The sequence below is a fragment of the Inquilinus ginsengisoli genome, from assembly GCF_050434925.1.
GTDB classification, from domain to species: Bacteria; Pseudomonadota; Alphaproteobacteria; order DSM-16000; family Inquilinaceae; genus Inquilinus; species Inquilinus ginsengisoli_B.
In genome coordinates this window covers 5,279,853-5,298,225 of sequence record NZ_JBNDJK010000001.1, presented here as the reverse complement: position 1 = coordinate 5,298,225, position 18,373 = coordinate 5,279,853, and the positions used below count along the sequence as shown (strand labels likewise).

Annotated in this window: 16 protein-coding genes; 8 read left to right on the top strand and 8 right to left on the bottom strand. The window is 68.9% G+C overall.

What is annotated here, in order from left to right; translation table 11 throughout:
• Positions 1–124 precede the first annotated feature (124 nt).
• Positions 125–457, top strand: a complete 333-nt coding sequence (locus tag QFZ27_RS25210; protein ID WP_429229213.1) for a hypothetical protein — start codon at positions 125–127, stop codon at positions 455–457.
• Positions 458–623: 166 nt separating this feature from the next.
• Complete coding sequence (locus QFZ27_RS25205) at positions 624–1,853, top strand: SGNH/GDSL hydrolase family protein (RefSeq protein ID WP_429229212.1); 1,230 nt, start codon at positions 624–626, stop codon at positions 1,851–1,853.
• A gap of 75 nt (positions 1,854–1,928) precedes the next feature.
• Here QFZ27_RS25205 and QFZ27_RS25200 read toward each other — a convergent pair whose 3' ends face one another.
• Positions 1,929–2,177 carry an OmpA family protein gene (locus QFZ27_RS25200; protein ID WP_429229211.1) on the bottom strand — a complete coding sequence of 83 codons (249 nt, stop codon included), beginning with the start codon at positions 2,175–2,177 and terminating at the stop codon, positions 1,929–1,931.
• Entirely contained in the window at positions 2,086–2,532 is a 447-nt protein-coding gene (locus QFZ27_RS25195) for a hypothetical protein (protein WP_429232545.1), read from the bottom strand. The genes QFZ27_RS25200 and QFZ27_RS25195 overlap by 92 nt, the downstream gene beginning before the upstream one ends.
• 24 nt (positions 2,533–2,556) lie before the next feature.
• On the opposite strand from QFZ27_RS25195, the gene QFZ27_RS25190 reads away from it, so the two are divergent.
• The 3 genes from QFZ27_RS25190 to QFZ27_RS25180 all read left to right on the top strand — a co-directional run bounded on the left by QFZ27_RS25190 (position 2,557) and on the right by QFZ27_RS25180 (position 6,728).
• Positions 2,557–2,895: a DUF1491 family protein gene (locus QFZ27_RS25190; protein ID WP_429229210.1), complete on the top strand. Its 339-nt coding sequence runs from the start codon at positions 2,557–2,559 to the stop codon at positions 2,893–2,895.
• A gap of 52 nt (positions 2,896–2,947) precedes the next feature.
• On the top strand, positions 2,948–4,996 hold the full coding sequence (locus tag QFZ27_RS25185; RefSeq protein ID WP_429229209.1) for a M3 family metallopeptidase: 2,049 nt from the start codon (positions 2,948–2,950) through the stop codon (positions 4,994–4,996).
• Between the two features lie 139 nt (positions 4,997–5,135).
• Positions 5,136–6,728, top strand: coding sequence for a peptide chain release factor 3 (locus QFZ27_RS25180; RefSeq protein ID WP_429229208.1), 1,593 nt, complete (start codon positions 5,136–5,138; stop codon positions 6,726–6,728).
• 218 nt (positions 6,729–6,946) lie between these two features.
• Here the strand turns inward: QFZ27_RS25180 and QFZ27_RS25175 are convergent, their stop codons facing one another.
• Positions 6,947–7,099 (bottom strand): hypothetical protein, encoded by a 153-nt coding sequence (locus QFZ27_RS25175; RefSeq protein WP_429229207.1) that lies wholly within the window; start codon positions 7,097–7,099, stop codon positions 6,947–6,949.
• Positions 7,096–7,473, bottom strand: a complete 378-nt coding sequence (locus tag QFZ27_RS25170) for an NADPH-dependent FMN reductase (RefSeq protein ID WP_429229206.1) — start codon at positions 7,471–7,473, stop codon at positions 7,096–7,098. Before QFZ27_RS25170 ends, QFZ27_RS25175 begins: the two co-directional genes overlap by 4 nt.
• Positions 7,474–7,654: 181 nt before the next feature.
• Here QFZ27_RS25170 and QFZ27_RS25165 point away from each other — a divergent pair, with 181 nt between their 5' ends.
• On the top strand, positions 7,655–8,743 hold the full coding sequence (locus tag QFZ27_RS25165; RefSeq protein WP_429229205.1) for a YeiH family protein: 1,089 nt from the start codon (positions 7,655–7,657) through the stop codon (positions 8,741–8,743).
• A gap of 13 nt (positions 8,744–8,756) precedes the next feature.
• On the opposite strand, the gene edd is transcribed toward QFZ27_RS25165, so the two are convergent.
• From edd to QFZ27_RS25145, 4 genes are all read right to left on the bottom strand, one after another.
• Positions 8,757–10,568 carry a phosphogluconate dehydratase gene (gene edd / locus QFZ27_RS25160; RefSeq protein ID WP_429229204.1) on the bottom strand — a complete coding sequence of 604 codons (1,812 nt, stop codon included), beginning with the start codon at positions 10,566–10,568 and terminating at the stop codon, positions 8,757–8,759.
• A gap of 129 nt (positions 10,569–10,697) precedes the next feature.
• Positions 10,698–11,396, bottom strand: a complete 699-nt coding sequence (pgl, locus tag QFZ27_RS25155; RefSeq protein ID WP_429229203.1) for a 6-phosphogluconolactonase — start codon at positions 11,394–11,396, stop codon at positions 10,698–10,700.
• Positions 11,397–11,399: 3 nt separating this feature from the next.
• A complete protein-coding gene (gene zwf / locus QFZ27_RS25150; RefSeq protein WP_429229202.1) occupies positions 11,400–12,878 on the bottom strand; it encodes a glucose-6-phosphate dehydrogenase in 1,479 nt (492 codons plus the stop codon).
• A gap of 173 nt (positions 12,879–13,051) precedes the next feature.
• A complete protein-coding gene (locus tag QFZ27_RS25145; RefSeq protein WP_429229201.1) occupies positions 13,052–15,886 on the bottom strand; it encodes an ATP-dependent Clp protease ATP-binding subunit in 2,835 nt (944 codons plus the stop codon).
• A gap of 254 nt (positions 15,887–16,140) precedes the next feature.
• Here QFZ27_RS25145 and QFZ27_RS25140 point away from each other — a divergent pair, with 254 nt between their 5' ends.
• Positions 16,141–17,223 carry a C45 family autoproteolytic acyltransferase/hydrolase gene (locus tag QFZ27_RS25140; RefSeq protein WP_429229200.1) on the top strand — a complete coding sequence of 361 codons (1,083 nt, stop codon included), beginning with the start codon at positions 16,141–16,143 and terminating at the stop codon, positions 17,221–17,223.
• On the top strand, positions 17,199–18,356 hold the full coding sequence (locus QFZ27_RS25135; protein ID WP_429229199.1) for a methyltransferase: 1,158 nt from the start codon (positions 17,199–17,201) through the stop codon (positions 18,354–18,356). Before QFZ27_RS25140 ends, QFZ27_RS25135 begins: the two co-directional genes overlap by 25 nt.
• Positions 18,357–18,373: the final 17 nt, after the last annotated feature.

Below are 18,373 nucleotides of genomic sequence, written 5' to 3'. Positions count from 1 at the left end.
TGGGCGGAATGCAGGGTTCCGTCGGGGCCGGACCGTGATCGGCTCAATCACGATCCATTAACGCGCAAGGATCTACCGTCCCCGGGATATCGACCGAAACCTTCGATCAGTTCGGGGATTGATCATGCGTACTATCGAACAACCTCCGCCTGCCCGGATGACCGCCGACTGGGCCCGCCGCTATCTGCAGCGTCTGGACCAGCCGCTCGATCCCTGGGAGACGGATTACTTCCGCAGCGGCTGCAACTTCCTGGCCCGCGATTCGGCCACCGGAGCGATCGCCTGCTGGAAATCGATGAACCTGCCGATCGACCGGCGGCGCGAGACCTATACCGGGCCGATGGGCACCACCCCTCTGACCCGGCAGGAGATGGACCGCCTGTATGGCCTGCTGGAGAAGCTGGCCGACGGCGAGGACGCCTCGCACCAGGTGGCGGCGCTGCGACGCTTCCGCTGACGCCAAAGATCCGGGGGGAGTGATCGCCGGGCGTGGAGCCTCTCCACGCCAGCTTTCATGTCCGCCCGGCGTTGCCCCGGCAGGCTTTCGTTCCTCATACTCCATCGCCGGCGCGGTCCGGCGGGCCGCCGAATCTCTCGGCGGCCGCAGCGGGAGGAAAAGCCGAATGATCCGATGCAACGCAATCGGCCGGTCCTGGCTGGCCGCCGCCATGCTGCTGGCAGGCCTCGCAGGCCTGGCAGGGCCCGCCTCGGCGCAGGACAGCTGGATCGGCAGTTGGGGCGCCAGCCCGGCGTTTCCGGTCGGGCCCGAGTTGAACAACGCCACCATCCGCCAGCTGGTGCGGATCAGCGCCGGCGGCAGCAAGGTCCGGGTGCGATTCACCAACGAGACCGGCACCCAGCCGGTGGTGATCGGCGCCGCCACCATCGCCCGGCCCGGCAACGCCCCGGGCTCGATCGACCCGACCAGCAGCAAAGCCCTGACCTTCGGCGGCGCCACCTCGATCACGGTGCCGCCCGGCGCGCCCGCGATCTCCGACCCGATCGACCTCACGGTCTCGCCACTCGACAGCCTGTCGATCAGCCTGTTCGTGTCGCGCTGGACCGGCCCGTCGGTGGTGCATCCGCTTGGGGTGCAGACCGCCTGGGTCTCGATCGCCGGCGACAGCACCACGGCGCCGACCCTGCCGGACGCGACCGAATCGACCATGCGCATCCTGCTGTCGCGGGTGGATGTGGCGGCGGCGGGCGGCACGGTGGTGACGCTCGGCGACTCGATCACCGACGGCTACGGCTCCGGCACCGACGCCAACCGGCGCTGGCCGGACATCCTGGCGGAGCGGCTGGCCAAGGCCGGCGGACCTGCGGTCGGTGTGGTCAATGCCGGCATCAGCGGCAACCGCATCCTGCACGACCTGCCGGAGCAGCTGTTCGGCCCCAGCGCCCTGTCGCGCTTCGACCGCGACGTGCTGTCGGTGCCGGGTGTGCGCTGGGTGGTGATCATGGAGGGCATCAACGACATCGGCCATTCCGGCTCGGCCGGGCTGGCGGAGCAGGCAGTGTCGGCCGACGAGATCATCGGCGGGCTGCGCCAGTTGGTGACCCGTGCCCATGGCGCCGGGCTGAAGGCCTATTGCGCCACGCTGACGCCCTATGAAGGCACGGTCTTCGCCGGCTACTACAACGCCGAGGGCGAGACCAAGCGCCAGGCAGTCAATCAGTGGATCCGCACCGGCAAGGGCTGCGACGCGGTGATCGACTTCGACTCCGTGGTCCGCGACCCGGCCCAGCCATCGAAGGTGAAGGCGGAGTTCGACGTCGGCGACCACCTGCACCCGAACGCCGCCGGCTATGAGGCGATGGCGAATTCGGTGGATCTGGAGCTGTTCAAGTAGAGGGCCGCTACTCGGGTTCGGCCGACAGTGTCGGGAGCTCGCGCCAGTGCAGCCTTCGCGAGCTCCCCGATATTGCTATTGCCCGCGAAGGGCAGAACCCGGCACGCAGGGCGCATCGGGTAATTTTTCCATCACGAATCTCCCAGGCTCCGGGACGATTTCAGCACGACGATTTTCTCTATTGCTGCTGCCATCTGGTGTCGGGACCATGGGATCCGTCTCGCCAAGGCCCTCAGTCACGATCAGGTCGCCGGCCACCCCGTTCTTGATCATTTCGCGGCGCACCGCCTCGGCGCGTCGCAACGACAAGACTTGATTCTCCACCGGAGAGCCCGCGCGATCCGCGTGCCCCCGGATGGTTATGCGGTGTCGTGATGTGCCGACAGGCATCGGCGACGGCGAAGACGATTGCATGTTTTGAAGCAGCCGTCAGACGCGAACTGCCGCTCTCAAAAAACACGATGTAGAAGGTCGGACCATCATTGATTGTGAGCATTTGGTCGGCGCTCTGTGCTTTCGGGATAGCCGGCGCCGGGCTGCAAGCGCCCAGCAAAACCGCCATCAGCAACGCCACCTGCCCCGGCCGGCTCATGAATTCCCCCGATATAGCTTCCGCAGCCTGTGCCTCGACCCTGACTGCGGTCAAGCTGCGCTGCTCGACAAACGAGCCAATATCCATTGGCTCTCTGCTATACCCGACCCCATGAGTACCGACCGTCTTCCGACCGAGCTGTGGGTCCAGGCGCATCTGCGCCGGCTGGGGCAGGACGCCATTCCGGCCTATGTCGTCCGCAAGGGTGATCCGCGTGCCGGCCTCCTGATCCTGAAGCTCAACCTGGGCGCCGCGGGCTGCCGGGTGCTGAGCCAGTCGCGCGACCTGGACGGCGCGCTCGCATGGCTGCCGGCCAAGGGCGGCGAGCTCCTGGCAGAGGCCGAGGCCGATGCTTATATTGCCCGTGCGGTCCAGCGCGATCCCGACCTGTGGGTGGTCGAGATCGAGGACCGCGAGGGTCGGCACCCCTTCGAGGGCAAGGTCCTCTGACAGACGGCCCTGCCGCCCTGCCCCGCCCGCTAGCAATGGATCTCCCGGCCGCATGGACTCGCAACCTTTCGACAATCCGCTGATCGCGGTCTCGCCGCTGCAGGACCAGGCGGTGCCGTTCGACCGCATCCAGGTCGAGCACTACCTGCCGGCGCTGGACCATGCGATCGCCGAGGCCAAGGGGCGGATCGAGGAGATCCTGGCCAGCCCGGCGGCACCGGATTTCGAGAACACCATCGTGGCGCTGGAGCAGGCCGGCCAGGAGGTCGACCGCGTCTCCTCGGTCTTCTACAACCAGCTCTCGGCCAAGACCTCGGACGAGCTGCAGGCGCTGGCCGCCGATTTCGGCGCCAGGAGCGCCAATTTCTCGTCGGACGTCTCGCTCGACCCGCGGGTCTTCGCCCGGGTCAAGGCGGTGTGGGATGCGCGGGAGACGCTCGACCTCGAGGGCGAGAAGGCGCGGCTGCTGGACGACACCTATAGCGGCTTCGTCCGCAACGGCGCGCTGCTTTCGGACAATGAGAAGGGCGAGCTGCGGTCGATCGACGAGCGGCTGGCCAAGCTGACCCCCGACTTCCAGCACAATGTGCTGAAGGCGACCAACGCCTTCACGTTGTGGATCGAGGATGAGGCCGAGCTGGCCGGCCTGCCGGAGGGCGCGGTCAAGGCGGCGAAGCTGGCGGCGGAGGAGCGCGGCCGGGCAGAGGCCTGGGTGTTCACGCTGGACGCGCCGAGTTACGTCCCGTTCATGACCTATGCCGACCGCCGCGAGCTGCGCGAACAGCTGTGGCGCGCCTTCAACGCCCGCGCCTTCGGCGGCGAGTTCGACAATCAGCCGCTGGTCAAGGAGATCGCGGCGCTGCGCTTCCAGCGGGCGAGGCTGCTGGGCTATCCGACCCATGCCGCCTTCGTGCTGGAGAAGCGGATGGCCGAGACCCCGGCCTCCGTGCACGCCTTCCTCGACAGGCTGCTGGCCGCATCGAAGCCGGCGGCGGAGCGCGACCTCGCCGACATCCAGGCTCATGCCAAGTCGCTCGGCGGGCCGGAGCCGCTGCAGCCCTGGGATGTCGGCTACTATTCCGAGAAGCTGAAGCAACACCGCTTCGACTTCGACGAGGAGGCGCTGCGCCCGTATTTTCCGCTGAGCCAGGTGATCGACGGCGTGTTCGAGCACTGCCGGCGGCTGTACGGCCTGGTGTTCCGCCCGTCCGACGCCTATCCGGTCTGGCATCCGGATGTGAAGGCGTACGAGGTCTATGACGAGGCAGAGGACCGCTATGTCGGTCTGTTCTACGCCGACTTCTTCCCGCGCACGTCGAAGCGCAACGGCGCCTGGATGACCACCTATCGCGACCAGGGCCTGTATCGCGACGGCATCAAGCGGCCGCATGTCGCCATCGTCTGCAACTTCACCAAGCCGACCGCGGACCGGCCGTCGCTGCTGTCCTATGACGAGGTGCGGACCTTCTTCCACGAGATGGGCCACGCCCTGCATGGCCTGCTGTCGCGCTGCACCTACCGCTCGCTCGGCGGCACCAATGTCTACTGGGACTTCGTCGAGCTGCCGTCGCAGATCTTCGAGAACTGGGTGCAGGAGAAGGACGGGCTGGACCTGTTCGCCCGGCACTACCGCACCGGCGAGAAGATGCCGGCCGAGCTGGTGCAGAAGATCCGCGACAGCGCCCGCTTCATGGCCGGCTGGCAGTCGCTGCGCCAGACCGCCTTCGCCCTGCTCGACATGGCCTGGCACGATGGCGACCCGACCGTGATCGGCTCGGTGCCGGAGTTCGAGCGCAGCGCCATGGCTCGCACCCAGGTGCTGCCGCCGATCCCGGAGGCCAACACCTCCTCCGGCTTCAGCCACATCTTCGGCGGCGGCTATGCCGCCGGCTATTACAGCTACAAATGGGCCGAGGTGCTGGATGCCGACGCCTTTGAGATGTTCCGCGAGAAGGGCCTGTTCGACCCGGAGACCGCACGTAGCTTCAAGGAGAACGTCCTGGAGCGCGGCGGCACCGAGCACCCGATGCAGCTGTACAAGCGCTTCCGCGGCCGCGAGCCGGACTCGGATGCGCTGCTGCGGCGGGACGGGCTGATGTAGCGGTTCGCTGACCCAGCGGTTCGCCCTTTCTCCCTCCCTGTCATGCCGGGCTTGACCCGGGCATCCAGAAGTTGTCGACATCCTCTGGATTGCCGGGCCAGGCCCGGCAATGACACTTATGAATGTCATTGTCACGACCATGCCTTCGAACATCGACCCGATCGAGCGCCGCCGCACCTTCGCGATCATCGCTCACCCCGACGCCGGCAAGACCACCTTGACCGAAAAGCTGCTGCTGTTCGGCGGCGCCATCCAGATGGCGGGCGCGGTCAAGGCCCGCGGCGACCAGCGCCGGGCCCGGTCGGACTGGATGAAGGTGGAGCGCGAGCGCGGCATCTCGGTCACCGCTTCGGTGATGACCTATGATTACGACAACCACACCTTCAACCTGCTGGACACGCCGGGCCATGAGGATTTCTCGGAGGACACCTACCGCACCCTGACCGCGGTCGACAGCGCGGTGATGGTGATCGACGCGGCCAAGGGCATCGAGGACCAGACCCGCAAGCTGTTCGAGGTCTGCCGCATGCGGAACGTGCCGATCACGACCTTCATCAACAAGATGGACCGGGAGAGCCGCGATCCCTTCGATCTGCTCGACCAGATCGAGCAGGAGCTGCAGTTGCACGTCACCCCGGCGACCTGGCCGATCGGCAGCGGCCGCGGCTTCCTGGGCTGCTACGACCTGTTCCACGACCGGCTGGTGCTGATGGCCAAGGGCGCCAAGGGCGCCCTGCCCGAGCTCGGCGAGACCTGCACCGGCCTGGACGACCCGAAGCTCGACGCGCTGCTGCCGGCCGACGCCGTGGCGACGCTGCGCGAGCAGGTCGAGATGGCGCGCGCCCTGTGCCCGGAATTCGATCTGGAGATGTTCCGCGAGGGCCATCAGACACCGGTGTTCTTCGGCTCCGCGGTCAACAATTTCGGCGTGCGCGAGCTGCTGGACGGGATCGGCGCCCTGGCCCCCTCGCCCCGACCGCAGCCGACGGCGGGCCGCACGGTGGAACCGACGGAGGACAACGTCTCGGCCTTCGTGTTCAAGATCCAGGCCAACATGGATCCGAAGCACCGCGATCGCATCGCCTTCGTCCGCCTCGCCTCCGGCCATTTCAAGCGCGGCATGAAGCTGAAGCATGTCCGATCCGGCAAGCTGATGAACATGCACAACCCTGTGCTGTTCCTGGCCCAGGACCGCGAGTTGGCCGAGGAGGCCTGGGCCGGTGACATCGTCGGCATCCCCAATCACGGCAACCTGCGCATCGGCGACGCGCTGACCGAGGGCGAGGACCTGCGCTTCACCGGCATCCCCAGCTTCGCGCCGGAGCTGCTGCAGCGGGTTCGGCCGGACGACCCGATGAAGGCCAAGCATCTCGGCCGGGCGCTGGAGCAGCTGGCCGAGGAGGGCGCGGCCCGGGTGTTCAAGCCGCTGCTCGACGCCAACTGGATCGTCGGCGTGGTCGGCGCGCTGCAGTTCGAGGTGCTGGCCGACCGCATCCGCACGGAATACGGCATCCCGGTGCATTTCGAGCCGGCGCCCTACTACACCGCGCGCTGGGTCGAGTCGGACGATACGATCGCGCTGAAGTCGTTCCAGGACGGGCTGCGCAGCGCCATGGCCGAAGACCATGACGGCGCCCCGGTCTTTCTGGCGCGCAACGCCTGGCACCTCGACACGGTGACCAAGGAGAACCCGGCGCTCCGCTTCCTGAAGACCAAGGAGCAGACGGCGTAGGGACCATCGCGTTGCCTCTCCCGCTTGCGGGAGTGGTCGGAGACGCGAAGCGGCTCCGGGTGAGGGCTCTTTGTCGAGGCCGGGGACCAACCCTCACCCGGTCGTCCTGCGGACGCCCGACCTCTCCCGCCAGGCGGGAGAGGCAACGCGCTATTATTGCCGCCAATCAATTCTCGGTGGCGACGCAGTAGGTTGTGGTTCGCCTGAGCGAACCTGCCTTACGTCCCCGCTTCGACCGCCCGCACGAAAGCCTCGATCGCGCCACGCAGAGCGTCGGCGACCTCGGCATCGGCCAGCATGCCGCCCTCGGGCAGCTTGCGGCCGAGCAGCGGCACGGCGATCGAGGCCTCGGGCACCATCCGCGCGCTCATACCACCAGCGTCTCGGTCAGCGCCTCCTGGGCGTGATGGGCCCGCGGCGAGGCGTTGATCAGCGCCACCGGCTTGTCGACGAACTCGCCGGTCGCCACCACCCAGTCGAGCGCGTTCTTCATCACCCCGGCGACGCCATGGGCGTATTCCGGGCTGGAGATCAGCACGCCGTCGGCCGCCGCCAGCAAGGCCCGGAAATCGGCCACTGCCGGGATGGACTCGGGATCCAGGTCGGGATTGAAATGCGGCAGGTCCGCGAGGCCGCCATAGACAGAGACCTCGACCCCGGCCGGCGCCAGGGCCGCCATGGCGTGCAGCAGGGCGGTGTTGGACGACCCGGCGCGCAGGCTGCCGGAGATGGCGAGGATCTTCACGGCATCACTGCGGCTGTTGGCCCAGGGGATCATAGGCCGGTCGCGCCACCGCCCTCCAGGCATCTGGCGATGGCTCAAAATACAAACCGATCGACAGAATCGATCGGATTCAAAAAATATATGCGTTGGATCGTTTGAATGCCGCGGGTCATGTTTGTGACAGTTCTGCATCGAGACTGTCATGGCGATCGTTGATCCGCTCCGGCCTTCCCTCACCCCTTCGACCAATCGCCTGACGACGGCCCTCGGGTCGATCCCGGGCGGCCGGCTGGTGCCCGGCCTGCTGCTGTGCGGCGCGGTGACCCTGGCCGCGCTGGGGCTGGAGCGGGTCGAGGCCGGGCTGTTCGGCCATGCCTGGCTGGAGGCGCTGGTGCTGGCGATTCTGGTCGGCGCTCTGGTGCGCACGGTCTGGAGCCCGAGCCAGCGCTGGGCGCCCGGCATCAGCTTCAGCGCCAAGACGCTGCTGGAGATCGCCGTTGTCCTGCTCGGCGCCTCGGTCAGCATCGGCGCGATCGTGTCCGCCGGCCCGCTGCTGCTGGTCGGCATCGCCGCCGTGGTCGTGATCGCCATCGCCGCCAGCTACGGCATGGGCCGCCTGCTGGGCCTGCCCCACCGCATGGCGGTGCTGGTCGCCTGCGGCAACTCGATCTGCGGCAACTCCGCCATCGCCGCCGTGGCCCCGGTGATCGGCGCCGACGGCAAGGAGGTGGCGGCCTCGATCGCGTTCACCGCCGTGCTCGGCGTGCTGGTGGTGCTGGGCCTGCCGTTCCTGCCGGTGCTGCTGCACATCAGCGAGGTGCAGTACGGCGTGCTGGCCGGGCTGACCGTCTATGCCGTGCCGCAGGTGCTGGCCGCCACGGCGCCAATCGGGGCGATCGCGCTGCAGCTCGGCACCCTGGTCAAGCTGGTGCGCGTGCTGATGCTGGGGCCGCTGATCCTGGTCCTGACCCTGGTGACGCGCCGCCGGACCGATGGGGGCGCCGCCACCGCCGGCCGGATGCCGTGGCACAAGCTGGTGCCCTGGTTCATCGACGGCTTCCTGCTGCTGGCGGTGCTGCGCTCCTTCGGGTTGCTGCCGGAGGTGGTGCTGGCCCCGGCCGCGACGGCGGCGACAGCGTTGACGGTGATCTCGATGGCCGCGCTCGGCCTCAGCACCGACCTGCTCAGCGTCGCGAAGGCCGGCGGCCGGGTCACGGCGGCGGTGACCCTGTCGCTGCTGGTGCTCGGCGCCATCAGCTTCGGGCTGATCCGGCTGCTTGGGATCGTCTGAAGGCCCTGCAGCCTCAGAAGATCGACGCCCCCGTATCAGCGCGGCCGGCGGCGTGGCGGAAGGCGGCGAACAGCTCGCGGCCGACGCCGACATGCGACGGGGCGAGATCGGCCGTGGCGTCTTCCCGCGCGGCCCATTCCTCGGCGTCGATGTCGCGGATCTCGAGCCGGCCGGTCACCGCGTCCAGGCGCAGGATGTCGCCGTCGCGCAGCTTGGCGATCGGGCCGCCGACCGCCGCCTCCGGCGTCACATGGATCGCCGCCGGCACCTTGCCCGAGGCGCCGGACAGCCGGCCGTCGGTGACCAGCGCCACCTTGCGGCCGCGGTCCTGCAGCGCGCCGAGCGGCGGCATCAGCTTGTGCAGCTCGGGCATGCCGTTGGCCTTGGGTCCCTGGAACCGGACCACGGCGATGAAGTCGTGGTCCAGCGCCCCGGCGCGGAACGCGGCCTGCAGTTCCTCCTGCGAATGGAAGATCCTGGCCGGCGCCTCGATCACATGCCGCTCCGGCGCCACGGCCGAGGTCTTGATCACTGCCCGGCCGAGATCGCCGTCCAGCACGCGCAGGCCACCGGTGGCCTGGAACGGCTCGGCCGCGCCGCGCAGCACCGCGGTATCGCCGCTGGCCGTGGCCGCGTCGCGCCACACCACCTCGCCCTTTTCGTCCAGGCCAGGCTCGACCGTGTAGCGATCCAGCCCCCCGCCCCAGATGGTGGCGACATCGTCATGCAGCAGGCCGGCGCCGATCAGCTCGCGGATCAGGAAGCCGGTGCCGCCGGCGGCGTGGAAATGGTTCACGTCGGCCTTGCCGTTCGGATAGACGCGGCACAGCAGCGGCGTGACCTCGGCGAGGTCGGCGAAATCGTCCCAGGTCAGGGTGATGCCGGCTGCCGCGGCCATGGCGACCAGATGCATGGTGTGGTTGGTCGACCCGCCGGTGGCGTGCAGCCCGACCACGCCGTTGACCACGGCGCGCTCGTCCATCAGCCGGCCGACCGGCACGAACTCGTTGCCCAGCGCCGTGATCGCCAACGCCCGCTTTGCCGCCTCGACGGTCAGCGCATCGCGCAGCGGCGTGTTCGGGTTGACGAAGGACGAGCCCGGCAGATGCAGGCCCATGATCTCCATCAGCATCTGGTTGGTGTTGGCGGTGCCGTAGAAGGTGCAGGTGCCCGGCCCGTGATAGGATTTGGCCTCGGCCTCCAGCAGCGCGTCGCGGCCGACCTTGCCCTCGGCGTAGAGCTGCCGGGCCTTGGCCTTGTCGTCATTCGGCAGGCCGGACGGCATCGGCCCGGCCGGGATGAACACCGCCGGCAGATGGCCGAAGGACAGGGCGCCGATCACCAGCCCGGGCACGATCTTGTCGCAGACGCCGAGGAACACCGCGGCATCGAACATCTGGTGCGACAGGGCGACCGCGGTCGACAGGGCGATGACGTCGCGCGAGAACAGCGACAGCTCCATCCCCGCCTCGCCCTGGGTGACGCCGTCGCACATCGCCGGCACGCCGCCCGCCACCTGCGCCGTGCCGCCGACCGCCCGCGCCGCCTGCCGGATGAGGTCCGGATAGCGCTCGAAGGGCTGATGCGCCGACAGCATGTCGTTGTAGGAGGTGACGATGGCCAGGTTCGGCCCCTCGCCCTCGCGCAGCGCCCCCTTGTCGATGCCGCAGGCGGCGAAGCCATGGGCGAAATTGGCGCAGCCCAGGCGCCGGCGGGCCGGGCCGGCCTCCGCCGCCGCCGTGATGCGGTCGAGATAGGCGGACCGGGCGTCGTGGCTGCGCCGCGCGATCCGCTCGGTCACCTCGGCTATGCGGGCTTGCACCATCGGGCTGGCTCCTTGGTCACTGTCTCGCCGCCGATCAGGCCAGACAGCACCCTCCGACCCGATCATGCGCCATGATCAATACGTTAGCACACTTTATTGAAGTTTTTTCTTAGCCTTGCGGCGGTGCCTCTACGGGCACCAGAAGATCTCGACCGGCCGCTCGGACCGGGTCAGCACGGCGCGGATCGGCATCGCTTCGGCCGGGCCGCACACCAGGGCTGCCTCCAGGACGCGCTGCTTGCCCGCCCCTTCGGTATGAAGGCACACAGTGTCCGCCGCGAGCAAGACCGGCAGCGTCAGGGTGATCCGCGGCTCGCCGGCCGCCGGCGCCCGCATGGTCTCCAGCAGCTGCCCGGCGGCCGGGTCCAGCGCCTGGGCCAGCCGGTCGCCGCCGGGGAAGAAGGAGGCGGTGTGGCCGTCATCGCCCATGCCCAGCACCACCGCGGCGAAGGGCAGCGGCAGGGCGGCGATCCGCGCCGCCACCTGCGCCATGCCATCCTCGGGTGTCGGCGTATCGACATGCAGCGGCACGAAATTGGCCGCCGCGGCCGAGCCTTGCAGCAAGTGCTGCCGGAGCAACGCGGCGTTGGAGCGGTCCGAGTCCTCGCCCACCCAGCGCTCGTCGACCAAGGTCACGTCGACCCGCGACCACTCGACCGGCTTCCGCGACAGCGCCTCGAAGAACCGGGTCGGGGTGCGCCCGCCGGAGACGGCGAGCGCGGCGCGATCGGAGCGGGAGAGCCGCGCCGTCAGCGCGTCGGCGACATGCCCGGCGAGGGCATCGGCGAGCGCCTCTTTGGTCGGGAAGTCGTGACGCGCGATCGGCATGGCTCAGTCCTCGTCCTCGTGCCAGGTGCGGCCGTCGCGCTCGATCAGGGCGATCGCGGCGGACGGGCCCCAGGTGCCGGCGGTGTAGGGCTTCGGCGGCTCCTTCGACGCCTTCCAGGCCTCGATGATCGGGTCGACCCAGGTCCAGGCCTGCTCGACCTCGTCGCGGCGCATGAACAGGCTCTGGTTGCCGCGCACGACGTCCATCACCAGCCGCTCATAGGCGTCCGGGTTCCGGACGTTGAAGGCCTCGGCGAAGCTCATGTCCAGCGGCACGTGCTGCAGCCGCATGCCGCCCGGGCCCGGATCCTTGATCATCAGCCACAGCTTCACGCCCTCGTCGGGCTGCAGCCGGATCACCAGATGGTTCTGCGAGATGGTGCCGGCCGAGCTGTCGAACACCGAATGCGGGATGGCGCGGAAGGTGACCACGATCTCCGACATCCGCCCCGCCAGGCGCTTGCCGGTGCGCAGGTAGAAGGGAACGTTGGCCCAGCGCCAGTTGTCGATCTGCGCCTTCAGCGCGACGAAGGTCTCGGTGTGGCTGGCCGGGTTGCCGAGCTCGTCGAGATAGCCGGGGACGGCGCCGCCGGCCGAAGCACCGGCGCGGTACTGGCCGCGCACGGTGATGTTGTTCACCGTGCCGTCCGCGATCGGCTTCAGCGCCTTCAGCACCTTCAGCTTCTCGTCGCGCAGCGCATCCGCGTCCATCGAGGTCGGCGGCTCCATGGCGACGAGGCAGAGCAGCTGCAGCATGTGGTTCTGCACCATGTCGCGCAGCGCGCCGGCGCCGTCGTAATAGCCGGCACGGCCCTCGACCCCGAGGCTCTCGGCCACGGTGATCTGGACATGGTCGATATGGGAGGAGTTCCACAGCGGCTCGAACAGGGCGTTGGCGAAGCGCAGTGCCATCAGGTTCTGCACCGTCTCCTTGCCCAGGTAATGGTCGATCCGATAGGTCGATTCCTCAGGGAAGACCTTGCCGATGGCGTCGTTCAACGCCCGGGCGGAGTCCAGGTCCTTGCCGACCGGCTTCTCGACCACCACCCGCGACCGCTCGGTCACCAGCCCATGCTGGCCCAGCTGGCCGCAGATCTCCCCGAACAGATCGGGCGAGGTCGCGAGATAGAAGATGCGGATGCGGTCGGCGCCCGTCTTCAGCGCCTTGCCCAGATCGGCCCAGCCCGTCTTCGCCGCGGCGTCGACCGGGACATAGGACAGGCGGGCCAGGAAGTCGTCCAGCACCGTGCCGCTCTGCTCCGCCGACGGCACATGCTCGAGGATCGCCTTGCGGGCGAAGTCCCGGAACTCATCGTCGGACAGCGGCCGGCGGGACGTGCCGATGATCCTGGCCTCCGGCGGCACCTGCCCGGCCTTGTCGCGCTCATACAGCGCCGGCAGCAGCTTCCGCTGCGACAGGTCTCCCGTCGCGCCGAACACGACGATGTCGAATGGCTCCACGGCGATGACGCGCGCGATCATGTATCCAACCCTCGGACCAAATCGAGCGGCTGTTATCGGCGGGTGAGGCCGCAAGTGCCAGAGGGAAATGCGGACTGAGGGCCGGTCCGACGCATGCGTCGGTTGAGTCAGGCGCAGGTGCGCCCCGTTTGCCGCACCTGCGCCTGCCCAAACGCTGGGCAGATGCCCGGAAATCAGCTCCGAGCGCGCGGCGATGGGCCGTTCTTGGCCGATGCCTTGCTCTTGCCGGCAGCCTTGGCAGGCGTGGCACGTTTCACCGGGGCCGCCTTGCCGTTGCCGGCGGGCTGCGCCTTTGCCGGCTTGGCGGCCTTCTTGACCGGCTTCTCCGCCTTGGCCGGCTTCGGTGCCCCGACCTTGTAGCTGACCTCGCCCTTGTCGTAGCGGAAGACGACGCGGTCGCCTTCCTTGACTTCGCCCTTCAGCATGCCCTTGGCCAGCCGGGTCTCGACCAGTTGACGGATCTGGCGCCGCAGCTCGCGGGCGCCGTATTCCGGCTGGTAGCCTTCGGCGGCCAGGTGGTCGACCAGCGTGTCGTCGATCACCAGCTCGATGTCCTGCCCCCGCGCAGTGCCGATCACCCCGTCCAGCTGCAGCCGGATGATCTGCTTGATCTGGTCGGTGGTCAGGGCGTGGAAGATGATGATCTCGTCGATCCGGTTCAGGAACTCCGGCCGGAAGTGCTGGCGCAGCGCGCCCATCACGTCGTCGCGGACGCCGCCGGCGGTGGCGTTGAATCCGATCCGGCTCTGCCGCCCCATGATGACGTCGGAGGCGAGGTTCGAGGTGGCGATGATCAGCGAGTTGCTGAAATCGACCACCCGGCCCTTGCCGTCGGTCAGCCGGCCATCGTCGAACACCTGCAGCAGCACGTTGTAGACGTCCGGGTGGGCCTTCTCGATCTCGTCGAGCAGGATCACGCTGTAGGGCCGGCGGCGCACCCTCTCGGTCAGCTGTCCGCCCTCGTCATAGCCGACATAGCCCGGCGGGGCGCCGATCATCCGCGACACGGCATGGCGCTCCATATACTCGCTCATATCGACGCGGATGATCGCGTCCTCGTCACCGAACACCACCTCGGCCAGGGCCTTGGCCAGCTCGGTCTTGCCGACGCCGGTCGGACCCAGGAACAGGAAGTTGGCGATCGTCCGCTGGCCGTGCTGCAGCCCGGCCCGGGACAGGCGGACGGCGTCGCTGACCGCCTGGATCGCCTCCTCCTGCCCGATCACGCGGCGGTGCAGCCGCTCCTCCATCTGCAGCAGCTTGGCCTTCTCCTCGGCCGTCAGCTCAGTGACCGGGATGCCGGTCAGCTTCGACACGATCTCGGCGATGTGCTCGACCGTGACCTCGGCGGTGCTGGACCCGATGCGGTGCTTCCACGCGTCGGTCAGCTCGGCCAGCGTCTTCTCCTTTTCGGCGACCTGCTCCTCGAACGCCTTGGCTCGGTCGAAGCGCTTGCGCGAACTGGCGTAGGCGTGCTCGCGCTTCAGCTGCGCCACCTCCGATTCCAGTTCCTGGATCTCGGCCGGGCGCGAGGTGATCGACAGATGCACCCGGGCCGCCGCCTGGTCGATCAGGTCGATCGCCTTGTCCGGCAGGAACCGGCCGGAGATGTAGCGGTCCGACAGCTCCGCCGCGGCGGCGAAGGCCTGGTCCTGGATCGTCACCTTGTGGTGACCCTCCAGCCGGTCGCGCAGGCCGCGCAGGATGTTGATCGTCTGTTCCACCGTCGGCTCGGCCACGAAGACCGGCTGGAACCGCCGCTCCAGCGCCGCGTCCTTCTCGATGTGCTTCTGGTACTCGTTCAGCGTGGTGGCGCCGATCAGGTTCAGCTCGCCGCGCGCCATCGCCGGCTTGAAGGTGTTGGCGACGTCCAGCCCGCCCTCGCCGCCGCCCTGGCCGGCACCGACGATGGTGTGCACCTCGTCGATGAACAGCAGCAGCTCGTCGCGATGCTCGGCGATCTCGTCCATCACCTGCTTGACGCGTTCCTCGAACTCGCCGCGGAACTTCGAGCCGGCGACCAGGCTGTTGACGCTGAGCTCGACCAGCCGCTTGTCGCGCAGCGTGTCCGGTACCTCGTTGTTGACGATGCGCTGCGCCAGTCCCTCGACGATCGCGGTCTTGCCGACGCCGGGCTCGCCGATCAGCACCGGGTTGTTCTTCTTGCGCCGGGCCAGGATCTCGATCGTGGTCTCGACCTCCTTCGACCGGCCGATCACCGGGTCCAGCTTGCCCTCACGCGCCAGGGCGGTCAGGTCGCGGCTGTACTTGTCGAGCTGCGGCGTGTTGGACGGGCCTTGGACCCGCCCCTCCTCCGCCCCGGTGCCGACGGTGCGCACCGTCTGCTGCCGCAGCGCCTGCGGCGTCAGCCCGTATTTGCGCAGGAGGTTGCCGGCGAAGCTCTCCGGCACCTGGGCCAGGCCCAGCAGCATGTGCTCCGGCCCGACATAGGAGTGGCCGAGCTGGCGCGAGATCAGGAAGGCCTGGTCCAGCGCCGCCTTCATCCGCGGCGAGACGCCGATCTCCGTGCGGGGACCGGCCTGCTCGGCGCCGCGCATGGCGTTCTGGTCGATATAGGCGCGCAGCTCCTCCGGCGAGATCTTGAAGCGCCGCAGGATGGCCTGGATCACCTCGCTCTCGGCCAGCTCGTACAGCAAATGCTCGGTGTCGACCTCGCGCTTGCCGAACTGGATCGCGCGAGCGGCGGCGCGCTGCAGCAGTTCCTTCGCCTGCTGGCTGAAATGGCTCTGCAGGTTCAGCGCGGCCTGCTCGGGGCCGGGCGGGCCGCGCCGCGGCGTGCCGCCGGCCGGCACGGTCTGGCCGAAGAAATCCTCCAGCCCGGAGCCGCGGACCAGCGCCTCCAGCGGCGAGATCGGGCGCTGCTGGCGGGCGAGCTGCTGGTAGTGGACGTCACAGACATCGAGCTGCCGACGCTGACCGTTCTGCAGCACCGTCACGCGCACGGTGGCGGGCCGCTCCTTGCAGATGTCGCAGAGCTTCTGGGGCATGGTGATGACTCCGGGTCCGGATCGGCCTTCGGCCTGTTGCGGGACGGCCCGGCACGAATCCGGGTCGGAAGTTGGGCTGCTCCCGTTCCCGCCAACGTCTGGCGTCGGCGGCGGTTCCGGCGCAGAGCCATCATGCACCCGCCGAAACGCGAATTTAAGCATTGCCGGCGTCGGCCTCTCTCCCCTTGACGCCCGCATCCGGCCGCGCTTCCCTGTTGTGCCTTTCATGAAATCAAAAAGCACAGGAGAGGCGGATGCGGACCGATGCCATGCGGATCGTCGATATCGCCGGGACCCCGCACGAGCGCGGCCGGGCGCATGGCGCGGCGCTGCGGCCGCAGATCGCCGAGATGGTCGAGCGCTGGAGCCGCCGGGCCGAGCAGCGGACCGGTGGCGGAGTCGGCGCCTTCCTCAACCGCTTCCTGGCCGACACCGATTTCGGATCGGCGATCGCCCGCTGGACGCCGGAGCTGGAGGCCGAGGTCCGGGGCATCGCCGAAGGCGCCGGCCAGCCGGAGGAGATCATCTTCGCGCTCCAGCTGCTGGACGAGGAATGGTGGTATGGCGGCGCCGAATGGCCGGCGCATTGCAGCAGCCTGGCCCTGGCGCCGCGCGACGGCCAGCCGGCCCGGGTGGCGCAGACGCTGGACTTGCCGCAATGGCGCGAAGGCCTGCAGGCGGTGCTGCGCATCACCGACGCCGTGGGCGGGCCGGCCTATATCCTCACCTGCGCCGGCATGATCGGGCTGATGGGCGTGACCGCCTGCGGCTTCGGCCTGTGCGTCAACACGCTGATCCAGCTGAGCCACAGCCGCACCGGGCTGCCCGTCGCCTTCGTCGTCCGCGGCGCGCTGGCCCAGCCGGACCGGGCGGCGGCGGTGCGGTTCCTGACCACGGTCGACCATGCCTCCGGCCAGAATTACGTGCTGGGCGACCGGCACGGCGTCGCCATGCTGGAATGCTCGGCCGGGGCCAAGGCCGAGCACAAGCCCGGCGCCGACCGGCTGTGGCACACCAACCACCCGCTGGCCAGCCGGGACCTTGCGTCCGGCGGCATCGGCAACGACTGGCGCACCGATTCGGTCCTGCGCTGCGCGGCGCTGGAGCGGCGCCTGGCCGATCCCGCGGCGCCGGTCGACCTGACGGCGGTGCAGGCCGCCCTGGCCTCGCGCGACGATCCGGCGTCGCCGGTCTCGATCGTGCCGGACCCGGCCGCGTCGCCGGACAAGGGCTGCACCCTGACCGCCGTGATCTACGAGTTCGGCGACACGACCACTTTGCACTACACCGGCGGCGCTCCCTCTGTCGTCGATTGGGCGACGCTGCGGGTGGGCTGAGCGCCGTTTTCCTGCCGGCGCCAAATAGCGGCCTGGCGCTTCTTGCGAGCCATGGCCCGCGCTATACTGCCTTCGCTGCGGGCGACAAGAGAATTACGAATAATATCAATATATCAGGGAGTGAAATCATGTCGGACGTCTCGCCGGAACTGCTGATGGACACGGTGTTCGGATACTTCCGCACCTCCGCGATCAAGGCCGCGATCGAGCTCGATGTCTTCACCGCCATCGCCGAGGGCGCCGCCACCGTCGCGGCGATCGGCCAGCGCTCGGGCGCCGCGGAGCCTGGACTCCAGGCGCTCGCCGACTATCTGACCGTCCTGGGATTCCTGGACAAATCCGGCGAGAACTATCGGCTGACCGCGAGTTCGGCCGTGTTTCTCGATCGCCGCTCGCCGGCCTTCCTGGGCGATATCCACCGGTTTCTGGCCGCGCCGGAGATGCTTGGGCTGGCCCTGACCGACCCGGCCGCGTTCGTCCGCAACGGAGGGTCCGTCGGCCTGGCCAACACGGCCCCGGAGGATCCCGTCTGGGTCGGCTTCGCCCGCCACATGGCGCCCTTCTTCGGACCGATTGCCCAGGCGACCGCAGCCCATTTCGCCGAGCTGACGCCGGCGCCCGGCCGCGTCCTCGACATTGCCGCGGGCCACGGGCTGTTCGGCATCGCGTTCGCGCGCCAATTCCCCGCCGCCGAGGTGGTGGCGCTCGACTGGGACAACGTGCTCGCCGTGGCCCGGGAGAATGCCGCGGCGGCTGGGCTGGGCGCCCGCTTCAAGACCCTGCCGGGCAGCGCCTTCGATGTCGCCTTCGGCGGGCCTTACGACCTCATCCTGATGCCGAATTTCCTGCACCATTTCGACGAGGCGACCTGCATCGGCCTGCTCGGCAAGGCGCACGCGGCCCTGGCGCCGGGCGGGCGTGTGGCCATCGTCGAATTCGTGCCCAATGAGGATCGGGTCTCACCGCCGATGCCGGCCATGTTCGCCTATGTCATGCTGGCGACGACACCCGGCGGGACGTCTTTCCCGCCCAGCGCGCTGACGCGGATGCTGACCCAGGCCGGGTTCCGCCAACCGGATTTCGTGCCTCTGACACCCACGCCACAGACCTTGGTGGTGGCGGAGGCAGCCTGAACGCCGCCGTTTGACCG

Bases quoted from the DNA above. Each gene is read 5' to 3' on its own strand.
- QFZ27_RS25210 (WP_429229213.1), top strand. From the start codon at position 125: ATGCGTACTATCGAACAACCTCCGCCTGCCCGGATGACCGCCGACTGG.
- QFZ27_RS25205 (WP_429229212.1), top strand. From the start codon at position 624: ATGATCCGATGCAACGCAATCGGCCGGTCCTGGCTGGCCGCCGCCATG.
- QFZ27_RS25195 (WP_429232545.1), bottom strand. From the start codon at position 2,532: ATGGATATTGGCTCGTTTGTCGAGCAGCGCAGCTTGACCGCAGTCAGG.
- QFZ27_RS25190 (WP_429229210.1), top strand. From the start codon at position 2,557: ATGAGTACCGACCGTCTTCCGACCGAGCTGTGGGTCCAGGCGCATCTG.
- QFZ27_RS25185 (WP_429229209.1), top strand. From the start codon at position 2,948: ATGGACTCGCAACCTTTCGACAATCCGCTGATCGCGGTCTCGCCGCTG.
- QFZ27_RS25180 (WP_429229208.1), top strand. From the start codon at position 5,136: ATGCCTTCGAACATCGACCCGATCGAGCGCCGCCGCACCTTCGCGATC.
- QFZ27_RS25175 (WP_429229207.1), bottom strand. From the start codon at position 7,099: ATGAGCGCGCGGATGGTGCCCGAGGCCTCGATCGCCGTGCCGCTGCTC.
- QFZ27_RS25165 (WP_429229205.1), top strand. From the start codon at position 7,655: ATGGCGATCGTTGATCCGCTCCGGCCTTCCCTCACCCCTTCGACCAAT.
- edd (WP_429229204.1), bottom strand. From the start codon at position 10,568: ATGGTGCAAGCCCGCATAGCCGAGGTGACCGAGCGGATCGCGCGGCGC.
- pgl (WP_429229203.1), bottom strand. From the start codon at position 11,396: ATGCCGATCGCGCGTCACGACTTCCCGACCAAAGAGGCGCTCGCCGAT.
- zwf (WP_429229202.1), bottom strand. From the start codon at position 12,878: ATGATCGCGCGCGTCATCGCCGTGGAGCCATTCGACATCGTCGTGTTC.
- QFZ27_RS25145 (WP_429229201.1), bottom strand. From the start codon at position 15,886: ATGCCCCAGAAGCTCTGCGACATCTGCAAGGAGCGGCCCGCCACCGTG.
- QFZ27_RS25140 (WP_429229200.1), top strand. From the start codon at position 16,141: ATGCGGACCGATGCCATGCGGATCGTCGATATCGCCGGGACCCCGCAC.